15 protein-coding genes are annotated in these 15,441 nt (G+C 62.2%); 6 read left to right on the top strand and 9 right to left on the bottom strand.

All coding sequences use genetic code 11. The features are described from left to right. Positions 1-34 precede the first annotated feature (34 nt). From V1279_RS11460 to V1279_RS11440, 5 genes are read left to right on the top strand one after another with little or no spacing between them, the layout of a single operon-like run. A complete protein-coding gene (locus V1279_RS11460; protein ID WP_028346689.1) occupies positions 35-328 on the top strand; it encodes an acyl carrier protein in 294 nt (97 codons plus the stop codon). Between the two features lie 9 nt (positions 329-337). Next, positions 338-811, top strand: coding sequence for a 3-hydroxyacyl-ACP dehydratase FabZ family protein (locus V1279_RS11455; RefSeq protein WP_334435495.1), 474 nt, complete (start codon positions 338-340; stop codon positions 809-811). Beyond that, a complete protein-coding gene (locus tag V1279_RS11450) occupies positions 804-2,006 on the top strand; it encodes a beta-ketoacyl-ACP synthase (protein ID WP_334435493.1) in 1,203 nt (400 codons plus the stop codon). The genes V1279_RS11455 and V1279_RS11450 overlap by 8 nt, the downstream gene beginning before the upstream one ends. 43 nt (positions 2,007-2,049) lie before the next feature. Then, complete coding sequence (locus V1279_RS11445; RefSeq protein WP_334435490.1) at positions 2,050-3,327, top strand: beta-ketoacyl-ACP synthase; 1,278 nt, start codon at positions 2,050-2,052, stop codon at positions 3,325-3,327. Positions 3,328-3,346: 19 nt separating this feature from the next. Continuing rightward, positions 3,347-4,282 (top strand): lipid A biosynthesis lauroyl acyltransferase, encoded by a 936-nt coding sequence (locus tag V1279_RS11440; protein WP_334435487.1) that lies wholly within the window; start codon positions 3,347-3,349, stop codon positions 4,280-4,282. Positions 4,283-4,676: 394 nt separating this feature from the next. Here the strand turns inward: V1279_RS11440 and V1279_RS11435 are convergent, their stop codons facing one another. The 9 genes from V1279_RS11435 to V1279_RS11395 all read right to left on the bottom strand — a co-directional run bounded on the left by V1279_RS11435 (position 4,677) and on the right by V1279_RS11395 (position 13,481). Then, entirely contained in the window at positions 4,677-5,741 is a 1,065-nt protein-coding gene (locus V1279_RS11435; RefSeq protein WP_334446332.1) for a polyamine ABC transporter substrate-binding protein, read from the bottom strand. A 45-nt stretch (positions 5,742-5,786) separates the two neighbouring features. Next, positions 5,787-6,959, bottom strand: a complete 1,173-nt coding sequence (locus tag V1279_RS11430; protein WP_334435484.1) for an aminotransferase — start codon at positions 6,957-6,959, stop codon at positions 5,787-5,789. 8 nt (positions 6,960-6,967) lie between these two features. Further along, positions 6,968-7,297: a rhodanese-like domain-containing protein gene (locus V1279_RS11425; protein WP_442894754.1), complete on the bottom strand. Its 330-nt coding sequence runs from the start codon at positions 7,295-7,297 to the stop codon at positions 6,968-6,970. Between the two features lie 163 nt (positions 7,298-7,460). Further along, entirely contained in the window at positions 7,461-7,916 is a 456-nt protein-coding gene (locus V1279_RS11420; RefSeq protein ID WP_334446329.1) for a GNAT family N-acetyltransferase, read from the bottom strand. Positions 7,917-8,001: 85 nt separating this feature from the next. After that, positions 8,002-9,039, bottom strand: coding sequence for an ABC transporter ATP-binding protein (locus tag V1279_RS11415; RefSeq protein ID WP_334435481.1), 1,038 nt, complete (start codon positions 9,037-9,039; stop codon positions 8,002-8,004). Beyond that, entirely contained in the window at positions 9,032-10,012 is a 981-nt protein-coding gene (locus V1279_RS11410; RefSeq protein WP_334435478.1) for an ABC transporter ATP-binding protein, read from the bottom strand. Before V1279_RS11410 ends, V1279_RS11415 begins: the two co-directional genes overlap by 8 nt. After that, complete coding sequence (locus tag V1279_RS11405; RefSeq protein ID WP_213253539.1) at positions 10,009-10,830, bottom strand: ABC transporter permease; 822 nt, start codon at positions 10,828-10,830, stop codon at positions 10,009-10,011. The genes V1279_RS11410 and V1279_RS11405 overlap by 4 nt, the downstream gene beginning before the upstream one ends. 67 nt (positions 10,831-10,897) lie before the next feature. Then, positions 10,898-11,830, bottom strand: a complete 933-nt coding sequence (locus V1279_RS11400; protein WP_334435474.1) for an ABC transporter permease — start codon at positions 11,828-11,830, stop codon at positions 10,898-10,900. A gap of 61 nt (positions 11,831-11,891) precedes the next feature. Next, positions 11,892-13,481, bottom strand: a complete 1,590-nt coding sequence (locus V1279_RS11395) for an ABC transporter substrate-binding protein (RefSeq protein WP_334435472.1) — start codon at positions 13,479-13,481, stop codon at positions 11,892-11,894. Between the two features lie 473 nt (positions 13,482-13,954). On the opposite strand from V1279_RS11395, the gene V1279_RS11390 reads away from it, so the two are divergent. After that, complete coding sequence (locus V1279_RS11390; RefSeq protein ID WP_334435470.1) at positions 13,955-15,433, top strand: serine hydrolase domain-containing protein; 1,479 nt, start codon at positions 13,955-13,957, stop codon at positions 15,431-15,433. Positions 15,434-15,441 lie beyond the last annotated feature (8 nt).

Genomic DNA, 15,441 nt, shown 5'->3' with positions numbered 1-15,441 from the left:
TCCGGATTATCTCCAATATATCAAAGGCTTAATGATGTCTTCCACATTCGATCAGATCGCCAACATTATCGCGGAGACCTGCGACATTCCGCGCGACACGATCAAGCCGGAGAGCCACGCCATCGACGATCTGGGCATCGACAGCCTCGACTTCCTCGACATCGCCTTTGCCATCGACAAGGCATTCGGGATCAAGATGCCGCTCGAGAAATGGACCCAGGAGGTCAACGACGGCAAGGCCACGACCGAGCAGTATTTCGTGCTGCAAAATCTCGCCGATCGCATCGACGAACTGGTCGCCGCCAAGAATGCAGCGCCGGGCGCCTAGTCGCCCGCCATGGACATTGATTACTTTCGGCTGATCGACCGCATCGTCGACCTCAATCTCGACGAGAAGAGGATCACGGTCGAGGCACAGGTTCCGACTGATCACACCATCTTCGAAGGGCATTTTCCCGGCTTCCCGATCATGCCCGGGGTTTTGCTGACCGAAGCGATGGCGCAAAGTTCCGGCTGGCTGATACTCGGCGTCCTGAAGTTCGAGCGCATGCCGTTCCTCGCCATCGTGAAGGAAGCCAAGATGCGGGGTTTCGTCAGTCCCGGCCAGTTGCTGACGATCGAGGCAAAGCTCGAGCACGAAGGCTCAGGCTTTGCCGTCACCAAGGTAAAGGGGCGCGTTGGCAAGGAGCTGAAGTGCAGCGCTGAACTCACCTTCGGCCTTGCCCCCTTCCCCGACCCGGCCTTGCGCGTGCACATGGACGCGATGGCCAACAAGATCGGCTTCCCACTGCAGGCGATAACGCATGACTGAGCCAAAATCCGCGGGCACAAAGGAAGTCTGGATCACCGGCATCGGCATCGTCTCCTCGCTCGGCGAGGGGCTGGATGCGCATTGGGATGCGCTGAACGAGAAGAAGATCAACGTCGACGACAAGCGCTTCGCGCCTTACATCGTGCATCCGGTGGCGCCTGTTACCTTCGACGCCCAGATCCCGAAAAAGGGCGACCAGCGCCAGATGGAAGCGTGGCAGCGCATCGGCACTTATGCGGCGGGGCTGGCGCTGGATTCGGCCGGCGTCAAAGGCAACAAGGAAATCCTCGGCCGGATGGACATGATCGTAGCCGCCGGCGGCGGCGAGCGCGACCTCGCGGTCGACCTCGCCATCATGACCGCCGACGCCAAGGGCAATTCGAGCCCCGCCTTTCTCAACGAACGGCTGATGAACGATCTGCGGCCGACGCTGTTTCTGGCCCAGCTCTCCAACCTGCTCGCCGGCAACATCGCCATCGTGCATGGCGTGTGCGGAACGTCGCGCACCTTCATGGGCGAGGAAGCCGCCAGCATCGACGCCGCGCGGATCGCACTTGCCCGCATCGAGTCCGGACAGAGCGAGATTGCCCTGGTCGGCGCCGCCCATAATGGCGAGCGCTCCGATCTCCTGGTCCTCTATGAATTCGGCGACTTCAACCTCAAGGAAAAGTTCGCCCCCGTATGGCAGCGCGAAGGGCAAAGCGGCTTTGCGCTCGGCTCCGCCGGCTGTTTCCTGGTGCTGGAATCCCGCGAGCACGCCGAAGCGCGCGGCGCCAAGCCCTACGCTAAATTGACCAAGGTGGTCGCCGACCTCGCGCAGCGCAAGCAGCCGGGCGCGGTGACCAAATCGCTGGAAGCGCTGTGGCCAAAACTCGGCATAGCCGGCGACAGCGGCCATCTGATCACGGGCGCGACCGGCGCCGAGCCGGCGACCTCGGAAGAAAAGGCGTTCTTGCGCCAGCACCCCGGATTTGCCGTGCGCGCCACCGGAACGATGTTCGGCCATACGCTGGAGACCCAGTTTCCGCTAGGCCTGGCGCTTGCCGCGCTCTCGCTCTCCCGCGGCGCGCTGTTTCCGCCCAACGATCCGACCGGGCTTGAGGTTGAAAAGGCCGGTCACCCGGACCAGATTGTGGTGGTGGGGGCCGGTCACTGGCAGGGCGAAGGCATGGCTCTGGTCGAGGCCGTCAAGTAGAGCGCGAGAGCGCATTCAGTCACGGCGCAACATCGGGGGAACCATGTCAGCACCATCAGATAAATTCGGCAGGCCGATCGTCGTCGTCACCGGCATGGGCGTGGTGACGTCGCTTGGCGCCGGCAAGCAAGACAACTGGCACAAGCTGACCGCGGGTGTATCAGGCATCAAGACCGTGACGCGCTTTCCGGTCGAGGGCCTGAAATCGACCATGGCGGGCACGGTCGACTTCGTCACCGTCGATCCCGTTACCTCAACGGGGCTGACCGAACGGCTGGCCGAAATGGCGACCGAAGAAGCGCTCGGACAGGCCGCGATCGGAGCCAAGGCCGATTTTCCGGGACCGCTGTTTCTGGCGGTGGCGCCGGTCGAGGTCGAATGGCCGCAACGGCTCGAACTCGGGCGCGCGATCGGAAAGACCGAATTCGGCTACGAGGACATGCTGCGCGTCAGCGGCGGCGGCCGGTTCGCGCCATTTCATCACCGTTTCATGTTCGGCTCGGTGGCGAGCCATCTGGCCGAAGCTTTCGGCACCAAGGGGTCGCCGATCTCGCTCTCCACGGCTTGCGCCTCCGGCGCGACCGCGATCCAGCTCGGCGTCGAGGCGATCCGCCGTGGCGATGCCGACGCTGCGCTGTGCGTGGCGACCGACGGCTCGGTCAATCCGGAAGCTTTGGTGCGCTTCTCGCTGCTGTCGGCCCTGTCGACGCAGAACGATCCGCCGCAGGCGGCTTCGAAGCCGTTCTCGAAGAACCGCGACGGTTTCGTGATGGCGGAAGGCGCCGGCGCGATGGTGCTGGAAAGCTATGAGTCGGCAACCGCCCGCGGCGCGAAAATTCTCGGCGTGGTGGCCGGTTGCGGCGAGCTGACGGACTCGTTCCACCGCACCCGCTCCAGCCCGGACGGCAAGCCAATCATCGGCTGCATGCGCAAGACGCTGGCCGACGCCGGCTTGGAGCCGGAACAGATCGACCATATCAACGCGCACGGCACCGCGACGCCGGAAAACGACAAGATGGAGTACAACACGACCGCGGTGGTGTTCGGCGAGCATTTGCCGAAGATTCCGGTCTCGTCGAACAAATCGATGGTCGGGCATACGATCTCGGCGGCCGGCGCAGTCGAGGCCGTGTTCTCGCTGCTGACGCTGGAGCATCAGCGGATTCCGCCGACCATCAATTACGAGATTCCGGATCCGGCGATCCTGTTCGACGTGGTCGGCAACAAGGCGCGCGACGCCAGGGTGACCGCCGTGATGTCGAACTCGTTCGGTTTCGGCGGGCAAAACGCCTCGCTGATCCTGACCCGCGAACCGGTGTAGCAGGCTGGCTCCTTTAACAATGAACCGCCTGCTCCTGCGCACCAAGGCGCGCCTTCGCGATGCCGCCAAGCCGATGACGGAAGCCGCGGTGGGCGCGCTGACGATCGCGCTGTTGCGCACCACGCGCTATTTCGATCCGATCAAGACCGCCAATTTCTTCGGTCGCATCACCCGCTTCATCGGCCGCAGGCTGCGCGAGGACCGCATCGGCCGCGAAAATCTCACGGCAGCTTTCCCCGAGAAATCTCCGCACGAGATCGAAACCATTCTGGCCGGCGTCTGGGACAATCTCGGCCGCATCGGCGCCGAGTTCGCCCATCTCGATCACATCTGGGACTACGACCTCGATCATCCGGACAAGCCGAGCCGCATCGAATTCGGCGCGCGGACCAAGCAGATTTTCGATCACCTGCGCGACGACGGCAAGCCGGCGATTATCTTCGCGAGCCATCTCGGTAATTGGGAGATCCCGGCGCTTGGCGCGGTCGCCCATGGGCTGGATTGCGCGATCCTGTTCCGCCGGCCGAACATCGAGGCTGCCGACCGCGCCATCGAACGGATCCGCGCCGTCAAGATGGGCACGCTGGTGCCGGCCGGCCGCGAGGCGCCGCTCAAGCTCGCCGAGGCGCTGCAGAAAGGCCAGCACGTCGCGATGCTGGTCGATCAATACATGGGCAATGGCGTCGAGGTGACGTTCTTCGGCCGCAAGACCAAGGCCAACCCGACCCTGGCGCGGCTGCTGCGCCAGGTCGATTGCCCCGTGCATGGCGTGCGCATCATCCGCCTGCCCAATCACCGCTTCCGCGCGGAACTGTCCGAAGAGGTCAAGCCGGTGCGCGACGCCTCCGGGCAAATCGACATCCAGGGCACGATGCAGGCGGTGACGTCCGTGATCGAAGGCTGGGTGCGCGAGTATCCGGATCAGTGGCTATGGCTGCACAGACGGTGGCGGTAGTTAAGCGAGCGTAGCCCGGATGGAGCGAAGCGCAATCCGGGACTATTTTCGCGCTGTCTCGCATTTTCCCGGGTTGCGCTTCGCTTCACCCGGGCTACGGGAAGCTTATCCGCCGAACAGCAGGCCAAGGCTCCATGCCTTCATCGCGACGGTCGATGCCAGGACGAAGATAATCTGCAGCAGCGTGCGCGTTGAGAAGAACTTGAGGATGTTGGTCATGTGATGCTCCCGGAGGGGGAGCTATAGATTCTCGCTCGGGTTTCGGCAACAGAAGTTTGTCGGGAGGCGTAGCCCGGATGGAGCGAAGCGCAATCCGGGGCCGGTGTTGCAAAGTCCCGGGTTGCGCTTCGCTACACCCGGGCTACGCACTACGGGCTCGCAATGACGGCAGGAATCACCTCCCCGTCTTCACCTTCGTCCACAGCCGGTTGATGATGCGCTGCGTCGCCGGATCGCGGGCCCGGATCACGAACAGCTTTTTCTGCATCGTCTCGTCCGGATAGATGTTCCTGTCGTTGAGGATTTTTGGATCGACCAGCTTCTGGCTCGCCAGATTGCCGTTGGCGTAGGACAGGAAGTCGGAATTCTTCGCCGCGACATCCGGGCGGTAGAGATAGTTGATCAGCTCATAGGCCTCCGCGACGTTCTTCGCATCAGCGGGGATCGCGAGATTGTCGAAGAACATCTGCGCGCCTTCCTTCGGGATGGTGTAGCCGATCTCGATGCCGTTCCTGGTTTCCGCCGCGCGGCTGCGCGCCTGCATGATGTCGCCGGACCAGCCCACCACAAAGCAGATCTCGCCGGATGCCAGCGCGCCCAGATATTCCGAGGAATGAAACTTGCGGACATTGGGCCTGATCTTGCTGACGAGCTCGGCGGCCTTTTCCAGATCGGCCTGCCTGGTCGAGTTCGGATCGATCCCGAGATAGCTGAGCGCCGCGGGCAGAATGTCGTCGGCAGAGTCCAGCATGTGGATGCCGCAATCCCTAAACTTTGCGAGGTTCTCTGGCTTGAAGACGATGTCCCAGCTATCGATCTTGACGTCGGGCCCAAGGATTTTCTGCGCGATCTTGACGTTGTAGCCGATGCCCGTGGTGCCCCACATGTAGTTGGCGGCGTAATTATTGCCGGGATCGTAGGTCGCAAGCTGGCTGGTAACCACCGGCCAGGCGTTGGCGAGGTTGGGCAGCTTCGACTTGTCGAGCTTGACGAAGACTTTTGCGGTGATCTGGCGCTGCAGGAAATAGCCGGTGGGCACCACGACGTCGTAGCCCGACTTCCCGGCCAACAGCCGCGTCTCCAGCGTCTCGTTCGCGTCGAAGGTGTCGTAGACCACCTTGATGCCGGTCTCCCTGGTAAAATCCTCCAGCACCCCCGGCGCCATATAGTTCGACCAGTTGTAGAAGTTCACGGTGCGCTCCTGCGCCCATGCGGGCGAGAGCGACAGCGCGACCGTCATCACACCGATCAGGCGAAGCGAACCTCGGAGAAGGTCATGCATCTGCTACCTCTTGCGGCGGCCGTGCACCGCGTCCGACAGGCGCTCCAGCGCGGTGTCCAGCGTTTCGTCCTTCTTGGAAAAACAGAACCGCACCACCGAGGTCACCGCGTCCTGCTCGTAGAACGCCGATACTGGAATCGCAGCGACTTTATAATCGGTCACGATCCGCTTGCAAAACTCGACGTCGGTTTCGTTGAGACCGAGCGGCGACAGATCGACGGTGAGAAAATATGTGCCCTGCGACTTCAGCACGGGAAAGCCGATGCTCTCCAGTCCCTTCGTCAAACGGTCCCTGCTCCGCGCCAGTTCCTTGCGCATGTCGTAGAAATATTCATCTGATTTGCCGAGGCCATAGGCGACGGCAGCCTGCAGGTTCGGCGCGGTGGTGAAGGTCAGAAACTGGTGCACTTTTGCCGCCACCCGCAACAGCGGCGGCGCAGCGCAGACGAAGCCGACCTTCCATCCCGTCAGCGAAAAAATCTTGCCGGCGCTGCCGACCTTGATGGTGCGGTCGCGCATGCCCGGAATCGTGATCAGCGGGATATGCTCGCGGCCGTCGAAGATCACGTGCTCCCAGACCTCGTCGCAGATCGCGATGGTATCGAACTGCTGGCAGAACCGCGCCAGCAATTCGAGATCCTCGCGGGGATAGACGACGGCGGCCGGATTGAGCGGGTTGTTGAACAGCACCGCCTTGGTCTTGGGATTGAAGACGCTGGCCAGCATCTCTTCCGTCAGCCGCCAGCCCGGCGGCTCGAGCCGCAGCAGGCGCGGAATGCCGCCGGCCTGGCGGATGATCGGCAGATAGCTGTCATAGACCGGCTGGAACACCACGACCTCGTCGCCGGGTTCGACGACGGCGAGGATAGACGCCGTCAGCGCCTCGGTGCCACCCGAAGTCACCATCACTTCCGTCATCGGATCGAGCGAGAGACTATGCCAGCGGCCGTAATGCGCCGCTATCGCCTGCCGCAGTTCGGGAATGCCCATCATCGACGGGTACTGGTTGTAGCCGTTCACCGTCGCGTCGGCTGCAGCGCGGCGGATGTCCTCCGGTCCGGGATCGTCAGGAAAGCCCTGGCCGAGATTGATGGCGTTGTTGTCGCGGGCGGCCTGCGACATCGCCTCGAACACGGTGACGGGAAGGTCGGCAAAGACCTTGTTCATGGATGTCATGGTGGAGATCAGCCGCCGGTTTTGGTCTGCAATCCCGCAGCCTTCCACGCCAAAATGCCGCCCGCCAGATGCTTGTCATAGGGCAGACCAGCCGCCTGCGCCGCCAGCGACGCCGTCACCGAGCGCTTGCCGGAGCGGCAGGCAAACACCACCTGCTTGCCCTTGGGATCGGAAATGGCCGCCGGATCGAACGACTGCAGCGGAACCACCACGCCGTCCGGATAGGCTTCCACCGCGACCTCGTTCGGCTCGCGGACATCGACCAGCAGATAGCGGCCCTCCGCCATCCCCTTCGCCACATCTTCCGGCGTCAAATCGTGCACCTGATGGTCCGCCACGCAATATCCTCCTGACAACCCGTCGCCAGGGCTCCGATAGGCCCCGGCCAAGCGGGCGCCAAAGTCGCCCCTCGCGAGACGAAAATCAAGCGCCGTGAACGGTTTAAACGGTCGCCAGAACCCTGCCGCTGCCCAGCGCGCTTATTCTCCGCCACCCCTGTTTTCAGGTCAGAAGTTCTTTCGCGATGGGCCAGGCGCCTTGCGGCGTTTGAGGGCCGGTCGCCTTGTAGCCGCGACAAAGGTAGAAGTCGCGGGCATTTGAGCTTGCCTCAGCGCGCACCGAAGGGAACTCGCGGTCGCGCATCAGCCCTTCGAGCCTATCGAGCAATCCGGCGCCTACGCCCTGCCCGGCAAATTCAGGCGCAGCATACAAGCCCTCCAGCGTGTCGCCGCGAATGGCCCCCCATCCGGCTATGACGCCGTTGAGCTCGGCAACCCATACTTCCAGCTCACGCAGCTTTCGCTCCATCCCGGAGAGCGTGAGCTTCGACGCCCACGCCTGCGCTTCGGCCTTCGGCATCATTGGAGGCGCGAGTTCAAGGATCGATCGCCGCCGAATGTCGTACAGGCGGGTCGCGTCCTTGCGGATCGCCCGACGGTAAACGGCACCCATCGTCACCTCCCCCAAGTCAACGGACCTGCCGAATCAGCGTGGCAATGTCCGCTATTTTAGGATGACGACCCATAGCAGACGTGCCTCCGTCCTAGGGATGTCCGCCTTCGGTCGAGGCCAACGCCGTCTGACCGGCAATCTCGTCAGCTCGCCAGCACCGGACCGAGTGTCCATCGGGACGCGTTTCAAGCGATGGGCCAGGCTCGCGATGACACACGGCTTCGGCGTAACGACAGCGCGGACTGAACGCGCATCCGTCCGGCGGATTGAGCGGATTGGGAAGCTCGCCCGGTGTCGTAGCTAACGGCGCGCGGCGTAACGGATCGGGAATGGCTGATATCAGGGTTTGCGTATACGGGTGCGCCGGCCGTTCGAAGATCTCGCGCCAGTCGCCGGTCTCCACAATGCGGCCGAGATACATCACGGCGACCCTGTCGCTCATGTGCTCGACTACGCCGAGATCGTGGCTGATCATGATGTAGGAGAGGCCGAGCGTTTCCTTCAATTCCAGCAGCAGATTGATGATTTGGGCGCGGATCGAGACATCCAGCGCCGATACAGGTTCGTCACAGATGACAATCCTGGGATTGAGGATCAGCGCGCGAGCGATGCCGATGCGCTGACGCTGGCCGCCGGAGAATTCATGCGGGTAGCGGCCGGCCTGTTCGGGCCGCAGGCCGACATGCCTGAGCATCGCCGCAATGCGTCCGTCGATCTCGCTTTTGGCCGTCACGCCATGCAGGCGCAGCGGGGCTTCAAGCGTGCGGCGAACGGTCTGGCGTGGATTGAGCGAGGCGTAGGGATCCTGAAACACGATTTGCACGATACGGGCCAACGCCTTTCGATCGACCGATTGCCGGTCCGTCACGACCTGACCATCCAGCACGATGCGGCCGCGCGTCGGCTTCTGCAGGCCAAGGATCGAAAGTGCGACAGTCGACTTGCCGCAACCGGATTCGCCGACGAGACCGAGGCATTCACCGCGCTTCAGCTCGAGATCGATGCCGTCCACTGCGCGCAACAGCCGCCGGCCGCCGCCCAGCAAGCCACCGCCAACCGGAAAATGCACCGCGAGATCCTCCACGCGGAGAATGACATCGTCGCCAGGTCTCGCCGCAGGTTCATGCATGGTGATGGCACCGGACCAGCCCGCCCGCATCGAGCAATGTCAGCTCCGGCGCGGTGGTCCGGCAAATCTCGGTCGCCTGCGCGCAACGCGGATTGAATCGGCAACCGTCCGGAAAATCAGCGATCGCCGGTACCACGCCCGCGATCTCGCGGAGCCGGGTCCGGCCAAGTGCTGCGCGACTGCCCAGCCGCGGCAGCGAGTCGACCAGGCCTTGCGTATAGGGATGCGAGCATGCGCGGAAGATATCGGCCGAGCCGCGCTCCTCGACAATGCGGCCGGCATACATCACGGCGACGCGGCGGCAGACGTTGGCGACCAGGCCGAGATCGTGGCTGATCATCAAGATAGCCGTACCTCGCTCGGCGCATAAATTCCGCATCAGCTCGATGATCTCCGCCTGCACCGTGACGTCGAGTGCGGTGGTCGGCTCGTCGGCGATCAGCAGATCTGGCCCGCATGCCAGCGCGATGGCGATCATCACGCGTTGACGCATGCCGCCCGAAAGCTGGTGCGGGTAATCCTTCACCCGTCGCTCCGGTGCGGGGACGCGGACGCTCGCCAGCGCCTCGACAGCCAGCTGGTTTGCTTCCCGCCAGTTCTTGCCCTTGTGCAGCACGAACATCTCCGCGATCTGCTGGCCAACAGGTGAGACCGGATTAAGCGCCGTCATCGGCTCCTGGAAGATCATGGCGATGCGATTGCCGCGCAGCGCCCGTTGCTCGGCCGCCGGAAGTCGCTGGATCTCCCGGCCCTCAAACCGTATGACGCCGGCGCCGATCGAAAGCGGCTGGCGGAGCAGTCCGATCAAAGCGAGAGCCGTAATGCTCTTGCCGCAGCCGGATTCGCCGACCAGGCCAAATGTCTCGCCACGATCGATACGGAATGAAACGCCCTCGACCGCCGCAACATGGCTGGACCGGTCGTTGAGATCGATGCGCAAGTCCTCGACTTCGATCAGGGGAGGGCCCGTCATGCGCGCTGGCTCCGCGACTGTGGATCGAGAATGTCACGCAAGCCATCGCCGAGCAGATTCAGGCCAAGCACCGTCAGGAATATGGCGAGCCCGGGGAAAATCGAGAGCCACGGCGCCGTTGTGATCTGCTCGCGGGCCTCTGACAGCATGCTGCCCCAGCTTGGATAGGGCGGGCGGATTCCGAGGCCAAGGAACGAAAGCGCGGCTTCGGCCAATACCGCGCTGCCCATACCCAGCGTGCCGATGACGATGATGGGTCCGAGCATGTTCGGCAGCAGCTGCGTGATCATGATGCGCAGATCTCCGTAGCCGAGCACTCGTGCAGCCTGCACATAGCCTTGGCTCTTGAGCGACAACGTCGACGCCCGTGCGATCCGGCAAGTGAACGACCAGTTGGTCAACCCGAGCGCGATCAGCAGGCTAGTCAGGCCGGATCCAAGCACCGCCATGATGGCAAGCGCGAAGATTAGCGAGGGGATCGCGAGCATGAGATTGGTCAGCCCGTTGACGAAGTCGTCCCACCAGCCGCCCCAATAGCCCGCGGTCAGGCCCAGCGTCACGCCGATGACGCTGTTGACCAGTTGCGAGACGATGCCGACCGTCAGCGAAATGCGCGCGCCGTGCACGACGCGGGAGTAAATGTCGCGGCCCTGCGCGTCGGTGCCGAACCACCACGTCCAGCTCGGTGGCTCTTCCGCATTCATCAGGTTGGCATCCATCACAGGATCCGTATGCGCCAGCCAGGGCGCGAGCAGGCCGACGAAGATCGCAAGCGCGAACAACGCCCCGCCGATGATGAGACTGGTTCCGAACTTCATCGCGGCCGCCCCGACGCGACAGGCGGTACAGTCAATCGCGCGCTGGTGTGATGGAGTCGACCTGCGCTCATGCGTATCTGATCCTGGGATCGATCACGGCATAGAGCACGTCAATCACCGTATTGATCGTCAGAAAGAACAGCACCACCACGAGAATCGAGCCCTGCACGGCGGGAATGTCGCGCTGCAGCACACTGTCGACGAGCAGCGAGCCGATGCCCGGCCAGGAGAACAATTTCTCCACCACGACCGCCTGCCCCATCAACGCGCCGAACTGCAGGCCGATGGTCGTGAGAATGAGGACGAGAGCATTGCGCATCACATGCCACTTCACGACCAGGGTCTCGCTCATGCCCTTCGACCGCGCCGTCCGGACGAAATCCGCGGTCATGATCTCAAGAACCGCGGCGCGCGTCGTCCGTGCCAGCAGTGCCATCGGCGAGACACCGAGCGTCGCCGCAGGCAGGATCAGATATCTGAGCCCGCCATCGCCATAGCCAAAACTCGGCAACCAGCCGAGTTTCAACGCGAACAGATACATCAGCAGCAGCCCGAGCCAGAATTTGGCCATTGAAAGGCCGGACACCGCCACGACCATCGAGATCGTGTCGATGATGCCGCCCGGCCGTAGCGCTGCGATGAAACCGAGCGGTACGCCGATCACAATCGCGAACGTCATGGCTGCGAATATCAATTGCAGGGTTGGCCACGCTCGTTTGGCGATCATGCTGGTGACCGGCTCGCGGGTCCGGAACGAGGTCCCGAAATCACCTGTCGCGAGGCTGGCAATGTAGGAGCCGAAGCGTATGTAGACGGGATCGTCGAGGCCGAGTTGCTTCTTCATGCGCTCGACGATCTGCGGGTCCGTCGCTCTGCCGTCATCGCTCATGCTCGACATGATGCTGCCTGGAACGACGCTGAACAGCACAAAAATCACCAGCACGACAGCCAGCACGGTCGGGATGGTTTGCAGGATTCGACGGATCACGAACGAGAGCATTGCAACTGTTCCTCCCTCCCTCCATCATTTTCTGCAATGGAGGGAGGCGCGAGAGCGCGTGTCACTTCGCGGGCGAGGTCTCATCGACCCAGAGGTCTTCGACGTTTTGATGGGTCAGTTCCGTCGCGTTCAACTGGATCCCCTTGAGCCACGGCTGCACCGCCATGACCGCCTTGTTGTAGTTGAAGAACCAGACCGGCGCTTCTTCATAGAGCAAAGCATTGGCCTTTTGCAGCAGTTGGCCGCGCTTTGCGGCGTCGTCGGTCTGCCCGGCCTCATCGATCATCTTATCGAAGTCCGCGTTCTTGAAGCTCGTGTAGTTGCAGGCTGATTGTGGCGTCGTCGAGTAGAAGCACTTGAGCGCCGCCTGGGGATCGGGGCCGGTCGCCATGGAATAAACATAGGCCTGGAACTCGCCCTTGCGAATGACGTCCGCCAGCACCGCGGTCTCGACCTGCTTGACCTTCACCTTGATGCCCACCCGATCCAGCATCGGGATAATGGCCTCGACGATCGGCAAACCCCAGCTTTCATTTGGACTCGTCGTCCATTCGAATTCAAAGCCGGTCGGATAGCCCGCGTCCGCGAGCAACGCCTTCGCCTTGGCGGGATCGAAGGCGTAGGGCTTCATGGTCTTGTCGTAAAGCGGTGAAGTCAGAGGCAGCCAGCTGGTGGCCCGATAGGCCTTGCCCTTGACCAGTTTGGCGATGATCAGATCGGTATCGATCGCATGGTTGATAGCCTGCCGAACCCGCTTGTCGGCGAACGGTTTGAATCCGGGATTCATCCCCATGTGACGCGTGAAGACCTCGGCGACCTCGACGATGGTGCCCTTGAGGCCGGGGTCGGCCTGATAGGCGACATACTGCGCGGGCCCGAGCACCGAGGTGTCGATTTCCTTGTTGCGGAAGGCGACATCGCGCGCCGCGGCTTCGCTCATGAGCGACACGACGAGCTTGTCGGCGTACGGCTTGCCGGACTGGTAGAACCTGTCCCACCGCTCCAGAACGACGCGCGATCCCGGCACGTGCTCGAGAAATTTGAATGGCCCAAGGCCAATCGGCTTCTGGATGTAGCTCTCCTTCGCGCCCTCGTCGGCGGGATAGATCGAGGTTATCGCGTTGAAGAAGTAGAAACCCGGATCAACTTTTTCGGTCAGCTTCATTTCGAGCGTGAAGTCGTCGATCTTTTTCAGACCGGAGATTTCCTTGGCTTTGCCCTTCTCGACCTCGGACGCGCCCTCGATGACGCGGACAAAACGCGCGCCGGGATAGGCCTTGGTGCCGTCCATGATCCGATTGTAGCTCCAAATGATGTCGTCGGCCGTCATCTTGCGGCCATGGTGGAAATAAGCGTCGTCGCGCAGCTTGAAGGTATGAACAAGACCTCCGCCCGAGACAGTGACCTGCCTGGCAAGCTCCAGCACCGGCTTGCCGTCAGCGGAGTTCCAATTGTAGAGCGACCGATGCAGAGCCTTGGCGTATATCTCGTCCTGGGCGCGCTGTGTCGTATGAATGTCCATGCTGGTGAAACTTGAGCCATAGGGCGCCGTCATGCGAATGGCGCCTCCCTTGCGCGGTGTCTGAGCCTCCGCCGCGGCGGAGAGTGCCAGTGCCAAACCGGCCACGATCGCAATCTTCTTGAGCATCATGTTTTCTCCAACAGTGCAGGAGTATTCCGATCAGCGAGTTGACCACTCGCAGCGTATCAAGCGCAAGGGGTGCCGTCCTGAATTCGTGAAGCCAGGGCTCCGGAGACAAATGACCGTCGTAAGCCTTGGTGCCGGGACCCGGGCCTGTGCCGTCAACCTTGCAGACGCTCGCCGACGAGGTGACTGAATGAGGTCTCATTGCTGCGGTGCATGAGTCTGCTTTTGAAAGCTGAGTGGACTTGATGACTGCGCACGCCCCTGTCCAAGATTGACCCAGTGTTTTTACACAGCCTGGACCCGAAACGGAAGTCGCCGGCCGCAGCCAGCGGCCGAGCGGTTGTGCCGCCGATCTGATATCCTGCACCGCGAGGGCTGGTCCATACTCTCACTCAGATACGCGTCAGGGTATATTGATGTGTTGCATGCGCAGCCATTGAACCAAGCGATTATTGTTCGTTTTCGCGGGAGCGATCATGAATAAGTGTCTTCTGGTGACGATTCTTGTGGCTCTCACCGGTACGGTGGCGGCTGCGCAGGCTCCCACCAGAGATGCGCTCATCGCCCGCGCGAAATCATTCGAACTCGATACGCCCTATGTGCCGCCGCCAGGTGACCCCTTGACGCATCATGCCGCCGGGTTTGCGAAGGTCATGTGCTCAGCTGTATTCATGACCGGCCTTGCGCCCGATTTCGTGGCCGGAAATGTGGGGTTTTTCACGGCGCCCTACCGACAGCGCGCGAAGCTCGGCAAGCCGGTCATCGATCGCGCCAACAAGGCGGTCCACGTCACGCTCCCTAACGGTGTGACCCGTACGGCCAAATATCTCGGGAGCCAGGGTTGCGTCACATTCCCGATCGGCGAGAGCGCCGTGAATTTCAAGCCGGTCGCCGTCAAGAGCCGATTGCCCGATCCCGCGACCCAACTGTGGCCCATGGGCGACATGCTGCCGCAGGATCCGTTGCCGACAGAGATCGACGCCGAGAAACTCAAAGCTGCCGTGAATGCAGCATTCCAGCCGGCCGAAGCATTGACCGCAGCGTTCGTTGTGACATGGAAAGGCCGCCTCATTGCCGAGCGCTACGCGGAAGGTATTACGGCGCAGACGCCGCTCGAAAGCTGGTCCATGGGCAAGAGCGTTACAGCAGCGCTCCTTGGTATTCTGGTCAAAGACGGCGTCTATGATTTGGACCAGCCGGCACCGATCCCTGAGTGGCAAACGCCCGGCGACCCGCGCGCCAAAATACGCATTGCGGATCTTCTTCACATGTCGAGCGGGCTTCGGATCAGGGCGCCGCAAGACCCGGATTATGACCCAACGGGGCCCTACCCGGATCACATCTATCTTTATACCGGCGGCATCGATTCCTTTCACTACGCGGCGACACGGCCATTGCAATGGCCTCCCAACACGGTCGGACGCTATCGCAACACCGATCCGGTCCTGATCAACTATCTGATCCGGGTCGGTGTCGAAAAAAGCGGCGGCGAGTATCTCTCATTCCCTCAGCGGATGCTGTTCGACAAGCTCGGCATCCGTACCATGGTGATCGAAACTGATCCGTTCGGAAATTTTCTAGGGCAAGGTTATGAGGTGGGCTCCGGGCGCGATTGGGCGCGGCTTGGCAATCTCTTTCTTCAGGGGGGCGTTTGGAACGGTGAGCGCATTCTCCCAGAGGGCTACACCACATTCGTCAGCACGCTTGCGCCCGCCTGGGCCGCGGACAATCGGCCGGTCTATGGAGCTTTATTCTGGCTCAACGGCGACAGGCAATATCCAGTCCCGCGCGATGCCTATTACATGGCGGGCGCTGGCGGGCAGACCACGCTGATCATTCCCTCGCACGATCTCGTCGTCGTGCGTCTCGGGCACTCTCGCGGCGAATCTTACGCCGCTTCAGGCTTCAGCAAGGCGCTCGCGCTATTGATCGAGGCGGTGCCAAAAGCACAATAGGCCCGTGA

This window comes from Bradyrhizobium sp. AZCC 1610, from assembly GCF_036924515.1.
Lineage (GTDB): Bacteria > Pseudomonadota > Alphaproteobacteria > Rhizobiales > Xanthobacteraceae > Bradyrhizobium.
Note: the sequence above shows the minus strand (reverse complement) of the source record. Positions and strands in the feature narration are given on the sequence as shown.